We start from the raw sequence: 16274 nt of genomic DNA on the forward strand, positions 1-16274 counted from the left end.
CGGCGGGACGGATCGATCCCGCGGGACGGATCGGCCCGGCGTGACGGATGGTCCCGGCCGGCGGATCAGCCCTCGAGCAGCTCGCTGAGCTCCATCCAGCGCGACTCGAGCGCCTCGACGTCGGCCTCGATGGCGCGCACGCCCTCGTTCAGCTTGCCGAGCCCGTCGTAGTCGTCCGGATCGTGGGTCGCCATGGCGTCGAGCGCCTGGCGGCGTCGCACGTCGGCCTTCTCGAGCTTCCGCGTGATGCTCGCGAGCTCCTTCTGCGCGTTCCGCAGCTCCGCGCCCTGGAGGGACGACCCGCCGGATCCGCCGAGCGTCGCGGTGGCCTGGCCGCCGACCTCGTCGGGCCGGGCGATCGTCGACCGCTCGGCGTTCGCCGGCTGGCGGCGGAGCTCGAGGTACTGCTCCACGCCGCGCGGGAGGTGGCGGAGGCTGCCGTTCATCACCGCGTACTGCTGGTCGGTGACGCGCTCCAGCAGGTACCGGTCGTGGCTCACGACGAGGAGCGTGCCGGGGAAGGAGTCCAGCAGGTCCTCCATCGCCGCGAGCATGTCGGTGTCGAGGTCGTTGGTGGGCTCGTCGAGGATGAGAACGTTCGGCTCGTCGAGCACGATGAGGAGGAGCTGGAGGCGGCGCTTCTGGCCGCCCGACAGGTCCTTGACGGGCGTGGACAGCTGCGCGCTCGTGAAGCCGAGGCGCTCGAGCAGCTGGCCGGGCGTCATCTCCTTGCCGCCCGCGACGTACGTGGTGCGCTGGCGGCCGATGACGGTGGAGACGCGGTCCTCGAGCACGTCCTTCAGCTCGTCGAGCTGCTGCGTGAGCACGGCGACCTTGATGGTCTTGCCGCGCTTGACCCTGCCGGTCGTGGGCTGGAGCGTGCCCGCGACGAGCGACAGGAGCGTGGACTTGCCCGCGCCGTTCACGCCGAGGATGCCCGTGCGCTCGCCGGGTGCGATGCGCCACTCGACGTCCTTCAGGATCTGCTTGTCGCCGTAGCTGACGGACACGTCGAGCAGGTCGACCACGTCCTTGCCGAGCCGCTGCATCGCCATCGACGCGAGCGAGACGGTGTCGCGCGCGGGCGGCTCGTCGGCGATGAGGGCGTTGGCCGCCTCGATCCGGAACTTCGGCTTGGCCGTGCGCGCGGGCGCCCCGCGGCGCAGCCACGCGAGCTCCTTCTTCATCAGGTTCTGGCGCTTCGCCTCCGAGACGGCGGCGCTCCGGTCGCGCTCCACGCGCTGGAGGATGTACGCCGCGTAGCCGCCCTCGAACGGCTCGATGAGGCGGTCGTGGACCTCCCACGTGGCGTTCGCGACCTCGTCGAGGAACCACCGGTCGTGGGTCACGACGATGAGGCCGCCGGAGCTCGGCGCCCACCGGCGGCGGAGGTGGCCGGCGAGCCAGGCGATGCCCTCCACGTCGAGGTGGTTGGTGGGCTCGTCGAGGAAGAGGAGGTCGTGGTCGCCGATGAGGAGCTTCGCGAGCGCCACGCGGCGGCGCTGGCCGCCGGAGAGCTCGGCGACGTCGGCGTCCCACGGCACGTCGGACGCGAGGCCGTCGATCACGTCGCGGATGAGGGGGTTGCCCGCCCACTCGTGCTCGTCGATGCCGCCCACGATCGCCTGGCCCACGGTCTGGCCGTCGGGCAGCGTGTCGCTTTGGTCGAGCACGCCGACCGTGACGCCGCGGCGGCGCGTGACGCGGCCGCGGTCGGGCTCGAGGCGCCCGGCGAGGAGGGAGAGGAGGGTCGACTTGCCGTCGCCGTTGCGTCCGACGATGCCGATGCGGTCGCCCTCGTTCACCCCGATGGTCACGTCGTCGAAGATCACGCGCGTCGGGAACTCGAGGTGGAGCGCTTCGGCTCCCAGCAGATGGGCCACCGCACGAGCCTAGGTGACCCTCGCCCGGGGAATTCCCGCGAGCGGTCCGCCGTTGGCTCCCCTCGTGGCCCGGGAGGGCCGCGCGCTCGACGGGGAGCGGCCCGCCCGGCGGCTCGTCGCCGGGATCCGCCGACCGCGAGGAGCGCGCATGACCACCGACACCCGAGCCGTGACCGCCCGCCGCGAGCCGGTCGCCGGCCTCCTCGTCTACGCGCTCACGCTGCTCGTGCTCATCGCCTCGGGCGCCGCGCCCTCGCCCCTCTACCCGGTGTACCAGGAGGAGTGGGCGCTGCCGCCGGTGGTGCTGACGGCCGTCTTCGCGGTCTACGTGGCCGGCCTCCTCGCGACGCTGCTCACCGCCGGCCGCCTCTCGGACCACGTCGGCCGGCGCCCCGTGATCCTCGGGGCCCTCGCCGTCTCCACGGTCGCGATGCTCGTGTTCGCCTTCGCGCACGACGGGCTCGCGCTCGTGGTCGCCCGCATCCTCCAGGGCCTCGCGATCGGCCTCGCCACGGGCGCGCTCGGCGCCGGCATGATCGACCACCAGCCGTCCCGCCGCTCGGGCCTCGCCGCGTTCCTCAACGGCGTCGTCCCGCCGGCCGCGCTCACGGTCGGCGCGCTCGGCAGCGGCTTCCTCGTGGCCTACGGCCCCGCGCCCGAGGAGACGGTCTTCGTGGTGCTCGCGGCGCTCATGGTGGCGGCCGGGATCGCCGTCGCGTGCGTGCCCGAGCGCCAGCCGCGTCGGGCCGGGGCTCTCCGGTCGCTGATCCCGTCGGTCGCGGTGCCGCGCGCCGCCCGCTCGGTCTTCACCGCGGTCGTCGGCGGCATGATCGCGAGCTGGGCGCTCGGCGGCATGTTCCTGGCCTTCATCGGATCCGTGCTCGGCGACACCTTCGGCCTCCACAGCGCGGCGCTCACGGGCGCGGCCATCGCGCTCTTCACGGGCACGGGCGCGATCACCGGCATCGTGATCCGCACGCGCGACGCCCGGCGCAGCCTCGTCGTCGGCGTGGTCGCGCTCGTGCTCGGGCCGGTCGGCCTCGTCGCCGCCATCTGGACCGCGTCGCTCCCCCTCTTCGCGGTCGCCGCGGTCGTGGGCGGCGTGGGCTTCGGCGCCGGCTTCCAGGCGGGCCTCCGGCTGGTGCTCGCCGAGGCGCCGGTCGCCGAGCGCGCGAGCCTGCTCTCCTCGGTCTACGTCGCGAGCTACCTCGCGTTCGGCGTCCCGAGCGTGGTCGCGGGGGTGTTCGTGCAGGCCGACGGCCTGCCGATCGTCCTCACCGTCTACGGCGCGTTCGTCGCCGCGAGCGCCCTGGTCGCGCTCGTGCTGCAGCTCGTCGGCCGCCGCACGCGCCGGGCCGAGCGGATCGCCGACGCGCTCGACGCCGCCGCCGTCTCCTGATCGCTACCGCGCGCGGGGGCGCGCGGGGCGCGGATCGGGGTGCGCCCTGTCGTCCTGCCGGGGTCGCGGGCGGGACGGTCCGGGGTAGCATCGGGGCGCCGAGCGGCCCGCTGCACCTCCTCCGCCGCTCGCCCCTCCGGTCGGGATCCCGTCCGGCCGCGCCCGAACCGAAGGAAGACCCCCGTGGCATTCATCGTCGTCCTGCTCGTCCTCTGGCTGATCCTCACCGTCGTCGGCTTCGCCATCAAGGGCCTCGTCTGGCTCGGGATCATCGGCATCATCCTCGTCGTGGGCACCATCGTTCTCGGTGCCCTCCGTCGCCGCTACAACGCGGCCAAGACGCCCAAGCCGTAGGGGTCGCGGGGCGGCGGGGCCGCGCGGGCGACGGGCTATCCTCGACTCGGACCGCGGTACCGCTCTGGCGCCGCGCCGTCCGCAGGGTGCCCGCCGGCCGCTCCTGTCCGCACGCGCAGCACATCCCGGAGAACCCATGACGCGAACGCCCCCGCACGCCCGCGCCCCGCACGTCGACGGCCGGCAGCGTCGGGCGTCGCTCCTCGTGTTCCTCGCGGCCCTCATCGGCATCGGCGTGGTCAGCGCGCTCTGGGCGGTCACGATGCCGCTCGGCGCGAGCCCGGACGAGCCCGCGCACCTCAATAAGGCGGCGTCGGTCGTGCGCGGCCAGTACCTCGGGGACGTCACCGACGATCCGCAGGTGCGCATCGTCCAGGTGCCCGCCGGCGTCGCGTACTCGGACCCCGCCTCGTGCGCCCGGCACCAGCCGGACACCACGGCCGACTGCGCGCCCGGGTACCCGCCTGGGGACGCGGCCGACGAGATCGTCACCACCCAGACGAGCGCCGGCCTCTACGACCCCCTCTACTACCTGCTCGTCGGCTGGCCGACCCTGATCTGGGGCGGCACCACCACGGGCGTGTTCGGCATGCGCCTGGTCAGCGCGCTCCTCTGCACGCTGCTCTCGGCCGCCGCCATCGCGTACCTCGCCCGGCTGCCGCGCCCCGTCCTCCCCGTCATGGCCGCGTTCGCGGGGCTCACTCCCACGGCGTTCTCGCTGTTCGGCGCCGTGAACCCGAACGGGTTCGAGGTCGCGGCCACGATGGCGTTCGCCGCCGCGTACGTCAGCGGGCTCGTCCGCGGGGGCCCGGTGAGCTGGCGCACCGCCGCGTTCCTCGCGGTGACCGGCGGCGTGCTCGTGCACGCGCGCGGCCTGTCGCCCATGTGGCTCGGCCTGGTCGTGGTCGCGGGCGCCTGCCTCGTCGGCTGGATCCGGTTCTGGGCCTACCTCCGCCGGCCGCAGGTGCTCGCCGCCGTCGGGGTCGTCGCCGCGTCCACCGGGCTCGCGCTGGCGTGGATCCTCAACACGGGCTCGCTCGCGGCCGTCGGCGTCTACGAGGGGGCCGGCATGAGCTTCCAGAAGGGCTTCACGATCATGCTCGAGCGCACCTTCGACTACGCCCGCGACATGGTGGGCGACTTCGGCTGGCTCGACACCGCGATCCCGTCGTACGCGGTGTTCGCCTACTTCGTGGGCTGCGGCGTGCTGGTGGCCGTGGCGATGATGGTCCCCGCGCCGCCCGGCGGACGTCGCGCGGTCCTGGTCGGCCTCGTCGGCTTCCTCATCCTGCCCGCGCTCGTGCAGGCGTCGTCGGTGACGACGTCCGGATTCGTGTGGCAGGGCCGGTACAACCTGCCGGCGTACGTGGTGCTGATCCTGATCGCGGCCGTCGTCGCGGCGCCCGCCTACGACCGGGTGACCGCCCTCGTGCGCCGCCGGATCCTCGTGCTGGTCGCCGTGGTGCACGGCCTCGCCGCGTTCGTCGCCCTGATGACGTTCCTGCGCCGCAACTCGGTCGGCCTCAGCGCCTCGTGGGCCGATCTGCTGTTCCGCCCGCGCTGGTCGCCGCCGGTCGTGGGGGTGGAGCCGTGGATCGTCGCGATGGCCGTCGCCTCCGTCGTCGTCGGCGCCGCGGTGCTGCTCGCCGTGGTGGCTGCCGGACGCGGAGCGCCTGCCGAATCGCCGGGCCGCCATGCCGCGACCACGGGCACGGTGGCGGCCGCGGCCGCGGCCCACCCGGCCGTCGTGCCCGGATCGCGCCCCGGCGGCGCGGGCGATGCCGGCGAGCCCGATGCCGGCGAGCCGTCCGCGGCGTCGCCGCGTGCCACCCGGCCCGGCGCCGACGGGTCGTCCCCCGCGTGAGCACCGGCATCCCGGGCCGCATCGCGCGCTTCCGCGCCGGCCGCCTCTACGGGCCCTTCGTCTACCTCGCCGTGGGCGGGGTGGCGTTCGTCGTCGACCTCGGCCTGCTCATCGTCTGCCGCGACGTGCTCGGCTGGCCCCTCAGCGGCGCCAGCGCCACCTCGTTCTGGGCGGGTCTGCTCGTCAGCTATGTGATGCAGCGCTTCCTGACGTTCCGCCACCAGCGCTCGGACTGGCACAGCCTCTGGAAGTACGCGGTGCTCGTGGCCGTGAACTCGCTCGCGACCGTGCTCATCATCGAGCTGTTCGACCGCATCGGCGCCGGCTACATCGTGGGCAAGTTCGTCTCCACGGCGCTGACGACGCTGTGGAACTACGCCGCCTACCGGTTCTGGGTGTTCGCGGACCGGTCGGCGGGGGCGCCGGTCGCCTCGGATGCCGAGACCCCCGGAGCCGACGGCGACGCCGCGCCGGGCGCGCGCCCCGCGGAGCCGACGGCGGGCTGATCCCGGGACGCCGCGGCCTCGGCCGCGTCGCGCGCCGCCCGCGCTTCGCTCTCCAGGTCGTGCAGCCGGAGGTCGGTCATCGCGCTCTCCTCCGCGAGGCGGCGCACCTTGTCCTCCAGGTCGGTGAGCTCGGCGCTGAACTGCACGCACACCAGGAAGATCACGACGATGCTCGCGAAGAACGCGAGGTTGAGCGGCTCCTGCACGCCCAGGAACGCGGCGAGGCCCGAGAGCAGCGGCGGGAAGACGCTGATCACCAGCGCGACCACGCCGGCCACCAGCCACCACACGGCGTGACGCTCGCGGAGTCGGCGGCGGCGGAGGCGCTCGATGACGACGCCCACGGCGAGCAGCGCCGCGACGAGGGTGAAGACGTAGCTGGTGGGGTTCACGCGGTGACCGCCTTGATGGATCGGTTGATCGGACGGATGAGGGCGATCACGAGCGCCATGCCGGCGCGCGCCAGGTAGATGGCGGCCTTCGCCGGGTTGTGCGACGCGACGCCGCCGGCGCGGGGCCGCATCGACACGGGCACCTGCTCGATGGTGAGGCCGTGGCGGGCCGCGATGACGAGCGACTCGACCGTGTCGCCGAGGTACTCGGCCGGGTAGTTCTCGGCGAAGAGCGCGATGGCGCGCGGGCCGGAGCCGCGGTAGCCCGAGGTCGTGTCGGTGAGGGGCGTGCGCGCGATGCGGCTGAGCGTGAAGCTGAGGAACCTCATCGCCCACTTGCGCGGGCCGGAGACCTCGTAGTCGCCCTCGCCCGCGAAGCGCGCGCCGATGACGACGTCCTTGCGCTGGAGGGCCTCGAGCAGCTGCGGGACGCTCTCCGGGTTGTGCTGCCCGTCGGAGTCGATCTGGATCACGTTGTCGAAGCCGTGCCGCTGCGCGTAGCGGAAGCCCGCGCGCATCGCGCCGCCGACGCCGAGGTTGAACGGGAGCTCCAGGACGCGGGCGCCGGCCGCGTGCGCGACCTCGACCGTGCGGTCCTTCGAGCCGTCGCTGACGACGAGGCACGCGATGCCGGGCAGGGTCCCGAGGACCTCCCGCACGACCGCGCCGACCGCCTCCTCCTCGTTGAACGCGGGCATGACGATGAGGGTCGTGCTCAGGCTGGCGGGCATGCCACGAGGGTAGCAACAGGTCGCGCGGCGCCCGCACGGGATCGCCGGGCCGGCCGGCCGAGCGACGCCACCCGGGCTAACGCGGGCGCTCGAGCGACACCACCCGGCTGCAGGCCGCGGCCACCTCGGGATCGTGGGTGACGATCACGACGGCGGTCCCCCGGCGGCGCATCCCGTCGAGCAGGTCGAGCACACGCGCGCGGTTCGCCGGATCCAGAGAACCGGTCGGCTCGTCGGCCAGCACGAGGGCCCGCGGCCGGAGCGCCAGCCGCGCCAGCGCCAGGCGCTGCTGCTCGCCGCCGGACAGCTCGTAGACGCGATCGCGGGCGTGGTCGGCGAGCCCCACCGAGGCCAGGGCCTCCTCGCGCCGGTCGGCTCGCGACCGCCGCGTGCCTCCCGTCCACGCCTGGGCGACGCGCAGGTTGCCCTCCGCGGTCTCCTCGTCCAGGAGCGCGAAGCTCTGGAACAGGTACCCGATCCGCTCCGCAAGCAGACGACGCGCACCCCGGGATCCCGGACGCGGGGCGGGCCGGTCGAAGAGCCGCAGGTCGCCGGACGTCGGGCGGTCGAGGAGCCCGATCATGTTCAGCGCCGTGGACTTCCCGCACCCGCTCCGACCCGTCAGGGCCACCATCTCGCCCGCCTCGACGCGCAGCGACAGCCCGCGCACCACCTGTCGTCCGCGGAACGAGCGGGTGACGTCGGTGAGCTCGCAGACCACCGTGCCGGGAGCCGCGGGGATGACGTGCGTGGATCCGGTCTCGTGCATCAGAAGGCTCCCTTGAGGATGTCGACGGTGCGGCGTCGCTCGAGGCGCACCGCCCACGCCGCGGAGACGACCAGCTCGATGGCGAGCACGGCCGCCGTGGTGATCAGGACCCCGCCGACGCCCGCGTCCGCGCTGCTCCCGTCCGCCGCCGTCGCGGTGCCGAGGCCCGCGTAGCCCGACGCGTGCGCGGCGAGCGCGGCACCGAACTGGACCGCCCAGATGGCGCCGAGAACGCCGAGGGGCTCCGCGTAGCGCCGCACGAGCCCGTGGCCGAACATCCGGCGGATCACGATCCGGCGGGAGGACCGCTCGAACATCAGGCCGACGCTCTGCAGGGTCAGCACGAGGACGCCCACGAGCGGGAGCGCACCCACGAGGGCGAGGAGCCGCAGCTCGTCGTCGAGGCGCTGCACCTCCGCCGCCTGGTGGTCGTCGAGGGTGGTCAGGTGGGTGAGGTTGTCATCCAGATGGAGGCGCCGGAGCGTCGTGGCGAGCTCGGCCAGCGTGGCGTCGGTGGAGCCGCCGTCGAGACGGACCTTGAGGGCATCGCCGATCCCGCCGCTCATCATGTTCGCGCGGTCGAACCCGACGCTGCCCGCCCGGGTCATGACCTGCACGACGGGGTCCGTCACGTTCCCGCCGTCATCCGCCCCCACCGACGGGTCGAAGGCGAAGAGGCGCTGGCCGGGCTGTGTCCAGATGATCCGCACCTGCTGCCTCGACGTGTCGAGCCCCCCGTCGCGATGGAAGAGGGATCGGTCCGCCTGCCCCATGCCGCGCCGCGCGTCCTGGAAGGTGCGCCGCAGATCGTCCTCCCGTCCGCGCATCGTCGCCGGGACGAGCACGGTCCAGTCCGCGTCCTCCTCGTCGACGACCACGGGCTCCCCGTCCTCGCCGAGGACCGGGAAAGCCGTCAGGTAGGCGGGGTTGACGACGAGGGAGGCGGGATGCGTCGATCCGCCGCGCGACCCGCCATCCGGACCCGGGCCATCAGGGGCCCGCAGCCCCGACGCGTCGACGTACAGCGCGCCACGCGCATCGAGCTCGTCGTAGAGGTCGTACGCCTCGTTCGCGAGGCGGCCCAGGTCCGACCCGCCCCCGGTCTCGCCGTCGTCGCCGATCGCCTGCGGATGGAACACGGCGTAGCCCGAGGCGCGGCTCCAGCTGCCGACCAGCTCCTGCTGGTGCCGGATGACCTGGACCTGCGATGCCGTGGTGGCGCCCGTGATCACGAGCGCGACGGTCGCGGCGGCCTTGAGCGTCGTGCTGGTCCAGAAGAGCGCTCGCGTGTCCTTCCGGTCCTTCAGGGCGTCCGCGATGCGCAGCCGTCGGATCGTGACGCAGGTGAGGGACGAGGCGACGAGGAGCGCGCCGAGGAGCCGGGCGACCGCGCCGCCGACGACGACCGCCAGCGCGACGGTGCTCCCGGGCACGAGGGCCGTGGCCGCCACCGCGACCGCTCCGGCGCTGCCCACGGTGAGGAGCAGGAGCCGGCCCGTGATGAGGAACCACACCTCGAACGTGCCGCGGCCGTGCAGCCGGAGCACGCCCGTGCGCCGGGCCTGCGCGAGCTGGCGGTAGAGGATGAGGATGACGACGAACAGGAACAGGATGACGACGACGGCGGTCACCGGCTCGACTCCGCCCGTGCTCGATCCTCCGCCGCTGTGCGGCGTCGCCAGGAGGTCGGCCGTGAGGGCCGCCTGGGGAGCGCGCTCGTCCACGAGCGCGGCGACGCGCTCCAGGAATGCGCGGCAGTCCTCCCGGGACCGGCACTCCATGCGGTACGCGCCGTCGGGCAGCAGGGTGTCGAATGCGGTGCGCAGGGGCCGGATGAGGAACCGGTCGTCCTCGCCGAGGTCCGCGATGGTGCCGACGGCCGAGGGGTCGCCGACCGCTGCCGTGGCGACGGAGCCGGTGCTGCCCCGGGACTCCTCCGGCGTGAGGAAGCGGCCCGTCGACAGCGGGAAGGCGCTCGGGAGCTGCGATCCGTCGGCGAGGAGCACGTAGAGCGTCGTCTTCTCCTGCGCGCCGTCGACGCCCTCCGCCTGGCGGATGACCGAGACGCCGGTCTCCTGGGCGGCGGTGGCGAAGGCGTCCGCGACGATGCCCGGATCCGTCGTCTCGGGCAGGACCGGGACGACGAACGGCGAGCCCCACCCCGCCGCGACCGCGTCGCGCGCCGCGCGGTCCCGCATGTCGGCGTCGACGGCGGCGGATCCCGCGACGACGAACGTGAGCACCACGCAGAGGACGACGAGGAGCCTCGAGATCATCGGGCTGTGGGGGAGGACGATCCGCTCCGCCGCACGAGGTGCCCTCCGGTCGGGTCGGCGAGCGCCGATGACCGGAACCTAGGACACCGGGTCGGCGCCGCGCGCGTCTGTCCACATGCCCACCCGCACGCGGCTCAGCCCAGCGACGCCACCCACTCGCTCGTGCCGTCGTCGAAGGCCTGCTGCTTCCAGATGGGGACGCGCTGCTTGACCTCGTCCACCAGGAGGCCGCACGCGGCGAACGCGTCAGCGCGGTGCGCGGAGGAGACGGCGCAGGTGAGCGCGACGTCGCCGATGCCGAGGCGGCCGATGCGGTGCTCGACGGCGATGCGCACGTCGGGGTACCGGGCCGAGACGTCGAGCGCGACCTGCTGGATCGCCTGGCGGGCGGCCGGATGCGCGGAGTAGTCGAGCCAGAGGACGCCGCGGCCGTCGTCGTGGTCGCGCACGACGCCCTCGAAGGTCACGACGGCGCCGGCGTCGTCGGCCCGGACGGCGTCGGCGCAGTCCTCGACGCGGATCGCGCCGCCGGCGATGCGGGCGAAGAGCACGCGGTCGGCGGTCACGAGGCGGCTCCCGCGTCCACAGACGCGGCGGCGGGTCGCGTGTCGGCGTCCGCGTCCGTCGCCGGGTGCACGGAACCCCGGATCTGCGCGAGCACGTGGTCGAGGATCCCGTCGAGCAGCCCCAGCCCGTCGCGCACACCACCGGGCGAGCCGGGCAGGTTCATCACGAACGCGCCGCCCGCGACGCCCGCGTGCCCGCGGGTGAGTACGGCCGTCGGCGTGTGGGCCGTGCCGACGCGGCGGGCCTCCTCCATGATCCCGGGGAGCTCGAGGTCGAGGAGCGGCCGCGTCGCCTCGGGCGTGCGGTCGGTGGGCGTGACGCCGGTGCCGCCGGTGGTGAGGATCACGCGCGCGTCGCCCGCCACCGCCTCGGCGAGCGCGGACGCCACCCCGGGTCCGTCCGCGCGCACGAGCGGACCGACGACCTCGAAGCCGCGCTCGGCGAGCCAGGCGGCGATGACGGGTCCGGTGCGGTCCTCGTACTCCCCTGCGGCAGCACGGGTGGAGGCGACGATCACGACCGCCCGGCCGCGCGGATCCGCGGCGCTCACGCCCGCTCCCAATCGCCGGACTTGCCGCCCTGCTTCTCGCGCACGAGCACGTCGGTGATGACGGCCCGCGCGTCGACGGCCTTGAGCATGTCGTAGAGCGTGAGCGCGGCGACCGAGGCGGCGGTGAGCGCCTCCATCTCCACGCCCGTGACGCCCGTGGTGCTCACCGACGCGACCACCGTGAGCCGGTCGTCGGCCCCCGTGATGTCGATCTCGATCCGGCCGATCGGCAGCGGGTGGCAGAGCGGGATGAGGCTCGAGGTCTGCTTGGCCGCCATGATGCCCGCGATGCGGGCCGTGCCGACCGCCTCGCCCTTGGGGAGGTCGCCGGAGATCACCGCCGCGACCACCTCGGGCCGCGTGACGAGCACGGCCTGGGCGACGGCGCGGCGCTTCGTGACGGCCTTGTCGGTCACGTCGACCATGTGGGCGGATCCGTCCTGCCGCAGGTGGGTGAGGGACGGCGTGGCGGCCGGCGTGGCGGGATCAGTCATCGATGCTCCAGACGGTGACGGGGTCGCCGGCCTCGAGCCGGGCGACGTCCGCAGGGATGTGGACGAGGTGGGTGGCGGTCGCGTACGCGTGCAGCAGGTGCGATCCGGGCCCGCCGACCGCGACGACGCGTCCGTCGGCGTCGAGGCGCCCGCGCCGCACCTGGTGCTTGCCGGCGGGCGAGTCGAGCGGCTCCGCCAGCGGCAGCTCGCGGGACGGGCGGTCGGGATGCGCGTGGCCGGCGATCCGCCTCAGCACCGGACGGAGGAACAGCTCGAAGGAGACGAGCGCGCTGACGGGGTTGCCGGGGAAGGCGACCACGGTTATCCGCGCGCCGCCGACCTCGGCCGTGCCGAGGCCCTGCGGCCCGCCCGGCTGGACCGCGACGGAGGCGAACTCGACGCCGCCGCCCTCGAGCACGTCGCGCACGACCTCGTAGGCGCCGGCGCTGACGCCGCCCGTCGTGATCAGGAGGTCGACGCCGGTCGCGGCGTCGCGGAGGGCGTCGCGGACCCGGTCGGGGTCGTCGGACGCGACCCGCAGCGGACGGACCGCGGCGCCGGCGTCCTGCAGGGCCGCGGCGAGCGCGATCGAGTTGGCGTCGTGGATCTGCCCGGGCGCGAGCTCCTCGCCGGGGCCGCGCAGCTCGAGACCGGTGGAGAGGAGGAGCACGACGGGGCGGCGGCGGACCGCGACGCTCGCCACGCCCGCGGACGCGAGGACTCCGAGGTGCGCGGGCAGGAGGCGCGTGCCGGCCGCGACGAGGACGCCGCCCGCGGCGAGGTCGCTGCCCTGCGCGCGGACGAACGCGCCCGGATCCACGGGTGCGGTGAAGGAGACGGTCGCGTCCGCGGCGCCCTCGTCGACGAAGCGGTCGGGCGTCGCGGCCTCGATGGGCACGACCGCGTCCGCACCGGGCGGGACGGGCGCGCCGGTCATGCAGGGGGCCGCGGTGCCGGGCGCCAGCGGCTCGGGCGCGACGCCCGCGGGGATGCGCGGGGCGATGCGGAGCGTCGCCGGACGCGCGTCGGTCGCGCCCGCGAGGTCGGCCGCGCGCACCGCGTAGCCGTCCATCTGCGAGTTGCGGAACGGCGGCAGGTCGAGGGGGCTGGCCACGTCGCGGGCGAGGACGCGGCCGACGTGGCGGTGCGGATCCGCCGAGAGCGCCTCGGCGGAGACCGGCAGCTCCTCGGGCGGCAGCTCGGCGAACGGCGCGAGGAGGGCCTCGACGGCGGATCGGTGCTCGTCGACCGTGCGGCGTCGTCGGTCCGCGGGGCGGTCGGGGGTCATGAGCCCATCATCCCCCGGGGCGGCGGCGCTCGCCGTGCAGATGATCGCCGTGGTGGCGGCGGGGACGGGGCTGCTCGTCGCCGCTGTGCGCTCGGCGGCCGGTCGCCGGCGCTGAGCTGCGGCCCCGCATGGGTCCGCCGCTCCTCCCCAGGCGCCGGCCGTACGCGCGTGTCCGGGTCCCGAAGCCGCCCCTGCCGCCCGCCGCCCGGCCGTCCTAGGGTCGGACCATGACCATCGCCGCCCGCGGGCAGAACCTCGTCGACCTCCACACCGCACCCGAGCTCCTCCGGGTGGTGAACGTGTGGGACGCCATCTCGGCCGCCGCCATCGGCTCGCTGCCCGAGACGAAGGCGCTCGCCACCGCGAGCCACTCCATCGCCGCCACCTTCGGGTACGAGGACGGCGAGAGGATCCCGCTCGACCTCCACCTCGACATGATCGGCCGCATCGTCGCCGCCGTCGAGCAGCCCGTCTCCGCCGACCTCGAGTCGGGCTACGGCGATGCGGGCGAGACCGTGCGCCGGGCCGTCGGCGTGGGCGTCGTCGGCGCCAACCTGGAGGACGGCATGCGCCCCCTCGCCGACTCGATCCGCGCGGTCGAGGCCGCCGTCGCCGCCGCGCAGGCCGAGGGCGTCCCGTTCGCGCTCAACGCCCGCACCGACGCCTACGTGCTGGGCGGGGACCGCGACCGGTCCGACATCCTGGCCGACGCCGTCGAGCGCAGCCGCGCGTACCTGGCCGCCGGCGCCACGTCGATCTTCGTGCCCGGCCCGCTCACCGAGGACGAGGTGCGCACGCTCGTGGACGCGCTCGGCCCGCAGCGCCTCACGGTCATCGGCGTCCCCGGATCCCTCTCCCCCGCCCGCTTCGAGGAGTTGGGCGTCGCCCGCATCTCCTACGGGCCGTGGACCCAGCGGGTCGCGCTCACGGCACTGCAGGACACGGCGAAGGACCTGTACGCGGGTGGCGCGCTGCCCGAGGGGACGCGCCCGCTCAACTGAGCGGGTCACGTCCGCGTCGAGCGGGGCGCGGCGGATGCGGTCGAGCCCGCGTCCACCGCGCCCTGGTTGACTGGCCACCCACCCGAAGGAGCACGACGTGACCGACACCCCCGCCGCGGCGCCCGCCGCATCCGCCCCCCGCGCCGAGATCGGCGTCATCGGCGGCTCCGGCCTCTACGCGCTGCTCGACCCCGCCACGAGCGAGTCCCACCGCATCGAGACGCCGTTCGGCCCCACCTCGAGCGAGGTGACCGTGGGCGAGCTGGCCGGGCGGCGCGTCGCGTTCCTCACGCGGCACGGCGCGGACCACTCGGTCGCGCCGCACCTCATCGACTACCGGGCGAACGTGTGGGCGCTCGCGTCGCTCGGCGTCACGGCCATCGTGTCGTCGTCCGCGGTGGGCGGCGTCTCGCCGGACTACCCGCCGGGATCGCTCGTGCTCACGGACCAGCTGCTCGACCGCACGTGGGGCCGACCCGACACCTTCTTCGACCAGGGCGTCGTGCAGCACCTCTCCGCGGCGGATCCCTTCGACCCCGAGCTGCACGGCCTCGCCGCCGCCGCGCTCGTGGAGTTGGAGGGCGGCGACCGCGCGGATCCCGCGGGGCCGCTCCGTACCTCCGGCACGGTCGTCGTGATCCAGGGGCCGCGCTTCTCCACCCGCGCCGAGTCGCTGTGGTTCCGCCAGGCGGGCGCGCACATCGTCAACATGACGCAGTACCCGGAGGTCGTGCTCGCGTCCGAGCTCAACATCGGCACGGTCAACCTGTCGTTCGTCACCGACGCCGATGCGGGCCTCGCGCCCCTCCCCGGCGAGCAGGGCGACGCCGTCACCGCCGAGCTGGTGTTCGCCCGGCTCCGGGAGGCGCAGCCGCGCATCGTGCGGGCGATCGAGGCGGTCATCCGCGCGATCCCGGCCGACTACCGCGGCCGGCCGCTCATCGACCGGGACGCGGTGGCGTCCGTGCTCGCGCGACCCGTCACCGGCACGGCGGGCTCGGCAGGCACGACCGACGCGGACGGGGCGCGCTCGTGAGCGACGGGATCCTCCTCGTCACGGGCGGCGCCGGGTTCATCGGCGGCACGGTCGTGGCGGCCGCGCTGGCCGAGGGGCGCCGCGTGCGCATCCTCGACTCGCTGCGGGCGGACGTGCACGGCGGCACCCCCGAGATCGACCCGCGGGCGGAGCTCGTGCACGGCGACGTCACGGATCCGGACCAGGTGGCCCGCGCGCTCGACGGCGTCGACGCCGTGTGCCACCAGGCCGCCAAGGTCGGCCTCGGCGTCGACTTCCTCGACGCCCCCGACTACGTGCACACGAACGACGGCGGCACCGCCGTGCTGCTCGCCGCCATGACGCGCGCCGGCATCGACCGGCTCGTGCTCGCGAGCTCCATGGTGGTCTACGGCGAGGGCGCCTACGCGGGCGCAGACGGCCCGGTGCGCCCGCCCGCGCGCCGCGTCGCCGACCTCGACGCGGGGATGTTCGATCCGGTCGATCCCGCCACGGGCGAGCCGCTCGTCCCCGCGCTGATCGGCGAGGACGTGCCGCTGGATCCGCGCAACGTCTACGCCACCACGAAGCTCGCGCAGGAGAACCTCGCCAGCTCCTGGACCCGCGCCACGGGCGGTCGCGCGGCCGCCCTCCGGTACCACAACGTGTACGGGCCGGGCATGCCGCAGAACACCCCCTACGCGGGCGTCGCGTCGCTGTTCCGCTCGGCGCTCGCGCGCGGCGAGGCGCCCCGCGTCTTCGAGGACGGCCGGCAGCGCCGCGACTTCGTGCACGTGCGCGACGTCGCCGGCGCGAACCTCGCCGCCCTCGCCTGGACCGCGGATCGCGAGGCCGGGTCCTTCCGCGCCTTCAACGTGGGCAGCGGCACCGTGCACACCATCGGCGAGATGGCGGAGGCGCTCGCGCGGGAGGCGGGCGGATCCGCGCCCGTCACCACGGGCGAGTACCGGCTCGGCGACGTGCGGCACATCACGGCCTCCTCCGAGCGGCTCCGCACGGAGCTGGGATGGGCGCCGCAGGTGGGCTTCGAGGAGGGCATGCGGGAGTTCGCGAGGGCGCCCCTGCGGACCGCGGTCGGCTGAGCGCCGGCCCACCGCGCGTGCAAGGGCGGGCCGGGAAGGCCGCGCGTGGCGGGCGTGTCGCGCGACTGGGGCGTGCCGCTCTCCGCGGCCGCCGCGGCAGCCG

General features: G+C 74.9%; 15 protein-coding genes and 1 pseudogene. 7 read left to right on the forward strand and 9 right to left on the reverse strand.

Annotation, left to right across the window (positions count from 1 at the left end):
* Positions 1 to 65: 65 nt before the first annotated feature.
* Positions 66 to 1883, reverse strand: coding sequence for an ABC-F family ATP-binding cassette domain-containing protein (locus tag PED38_RS02835; RefSeq protein WP_063072528.1), 1818 nt, complete (start codon positions 1881 to 1883; stop codon positions 66 to 68).
* Between the two features lie 148 nt (positions 1884 to 2031).
* Here PED38_RS02835 and PED38_RS02840 point away from each other — a divergent pair, with 148 nt between their 5' ends.
* The 4 genes from PED38_RS02840 (at position 2032) to PED38_RS02855 (ending at position 6006) form a co-directional block, all read left to right on the forward strand.
* On the forward strand, positions 2032 to 3282 hold the full coding sequence (locus tag PED38_RS02840) for an MFS transporter (RefSeq protein ID WP_270979630.1): 1251 nt from the start codon (positions 2032 to 2034) through the stop codon (positions 3280 to 3282).
* Positions 3283 to 3465: 183 nt separating this feature from the next.
* Positions 3466 to 3636 carry a hypothetical protein gene (locus PED38_RS02845; protein WP_270979631.1) on the forward strand — a complete coding sequence of 57 codons (171 nt, stop codon included), beginning with the start codon at positions 3466 to 3468 and terminating at the stop codon, positions 3634 to 3636.
* A 136-nt stretch (positions 3637 to 3772) separates the two neighbouring features.
* Positions 3773 to 5500 carry a DUF2142 domain-containing protein gene (locus tag PED38_RS02850; protein ID WP_270979632.1) on the forward strand — a complete coding sequence of 576 codons (1728 nt, stop codon included), beginning with the start codon at positions 3773 to 3775 and terminating at the stop codon, positions 5498 to 5500.
* Positions 5497 to 6006, forward strand: a complete 510-nt coding sequence (locus PED38_RS02855) for a GtrA family protein (protein WP_270979633.1) — start codon at positions 5497 to 5499, stop codon at positions 6004 to 6006. The genes PED38_RS02850 and PED38_RS02855 overlap by 4 nt, the downstream gene beginning before the upstream one ends.
* An 89-nt stretch (positions 6007 to 6095) precedes the next feature.
* On the opposite strand, the pseudogene PED38_RS02860 reads toward PED38_RS02855, so the two are convergent.
* The 8 genes and pseudogenes from PED38_RS02860 to PED38_RS02895 form a co-directional block, all read right to left on the reverse strand.
* Positions 6096 to 6398: pseudogene (locus tag PED38_RS02860) on the reverse strand (DUF2304 family protein); the annotation flags it as partial.
* On the reverse strand, positions 6395 to 7129 hold the full coding sequence (locus tag PED38_RS02865) for a glycosyltransferase family 2 protein (protein WP_270979634.1): 735 nt from the start codon (positions 7127 to 7129) through the stop codon (positions 6395 to 6397). The gene PED38_RS02865 and the pseudogene PED38_RS02860, both read right to left, overlap by 4 nt.
* Before the next feature lie 76 nt (positions 7130 to 7205).
* Positions 7206 to 7898 carry an ATP-binding cassette domain-containing protein gene (locus tag PED38_RS02870; protein ID WP_270979635.1) on the reverse strand — a complete coding sequence of 231 codons (693 nt, stop codon included), beginning with the start codon at positions 7896 to 7898 and terminating at the stop codon, positions 7206 to 7208.
* Positions 7898 to 10174, reverse strand: a complete 2277-nt coding sequence (locus PED38_RS02875; RefSeq protein ID WP_270979636.1) for a bacteriocin-associated integral membrane family protein — start codon at positions 10172 to 10174, stop codon at positions 7898 to 7900. Before PED38_RS02875 ends, PED38_RS02870 begins: the two co-directional genes overlap by 1 nt.
* A 134-nt stretch (positions 10175 to 10308) precedes the next feature.
* Complete coding sequence (locus PED38_RS02880) at positions 10309 to 10740, reverse strand: molybdenum cofactor biosynthesis protein MoaE (RefSeq protein ID WP_063072522.1); 432 nt, start codon at positions 10738 to 10740, stop codon at positions 10309 to 10311.
* Complete coding sequence (locus PED38_RS02885) at positions 10737 to 11291, reverse strand: MogA/MoaB family molybdenum cofactor biosynthesis protein (RefSeq protein ID WP_063072521.1); 555 nt, start codon at positions 11289 to 11291, stop codon at positions 10737 to 10739. Before PED38_RS02885 ends, PED38_RS02880 begins: the two co-directional genes overlap by 4 nt.
* Positions 11288 to 11785 (reverse strand): cyclic pyranopterin monophosphate synthase MoaC, encoded by a 498-nt coding sequence (gene moaC, locus PED38_RS02890; RefSeq protein ID WP_063072520.1) that lies wholly within the window; start codon positions 11783 to 11785, stop codon positions 11288 to 11290. The genes PED38_RS02885 and moaC overlap by 4 nt, the downstream gene beginning before the upstream one ends.
* Positions 11778 to 13073: a molybdopterin molybdotransferase MoeA gene (locus tag PED38_RS02895; RefSeq protein WP_270979638.1), complete on the reverse strand. Its 1296-nt coding sequence runs from the start codon at positions 13071 to 13073 to the stop codon at positions 11778 to 11780. Before PED38_RS02895 ends, moaC begins: the two co-directional genes overlap by 8 nt.
* A 227-nt stretch (positions 13074 to 13300) precedes the next feature.
* Between PED38_RS02895 and PED38_RS02900 the strand changes: the two genes are divergently transcribed.
* The 3 genes from PED38_RS02900 to PED38_RS02910 all read left to right on the forward strand — a co-directional run bounded on the left by PED38_RS02900 (position 13301) and on the right by PED38_RS02910 (position 16171).
* Entirely contained in the window at positions 13301 to 14074 is a 774-nt protein-coding gene (locus PED38_RS02900) for an isocitrate lyase/PEP mutase family protein (protein WP_270979640.1), read from the forward strand.
* A 97-nt stretch (positions 14075 to 14171) separates the two neighbouring features.
* Entirely contained in the window at positions 14172 to 15110 is a 939-nt protein-coding gene (locus tag PED38_RS02905; RefSeq protein ID WP_270979642.1) for an MTAP family purine nucleoside phosphorylase, read from the forward strand.
* Positions 15107 to 16171, forward strand: coding sequence for an NAD-dependent epimerase/dehydratase family protein (locus PED38_RS02910; protein WP_270979644.1), 1065 nt, complete (start codon positions 15107 to 15109; stop codon positions 16169 to 16171). Before PED38_RS02905 ends, PED38_RS02910 begins: the two co-directional genes overlap by 4 nt.
* Positions 16172 to 16274: the final 103 nt, after the last annotated feature.

It is taken from the genome of Clavibacter sp. CT19 (assembly GCF_027858075.1).
Lineage (GTDB): Bacteria > Actinomycetota > Actinomycetes > Actinomycetales > Microbacteriaceae > Clavibacter > Clavibacter tessellarius_A.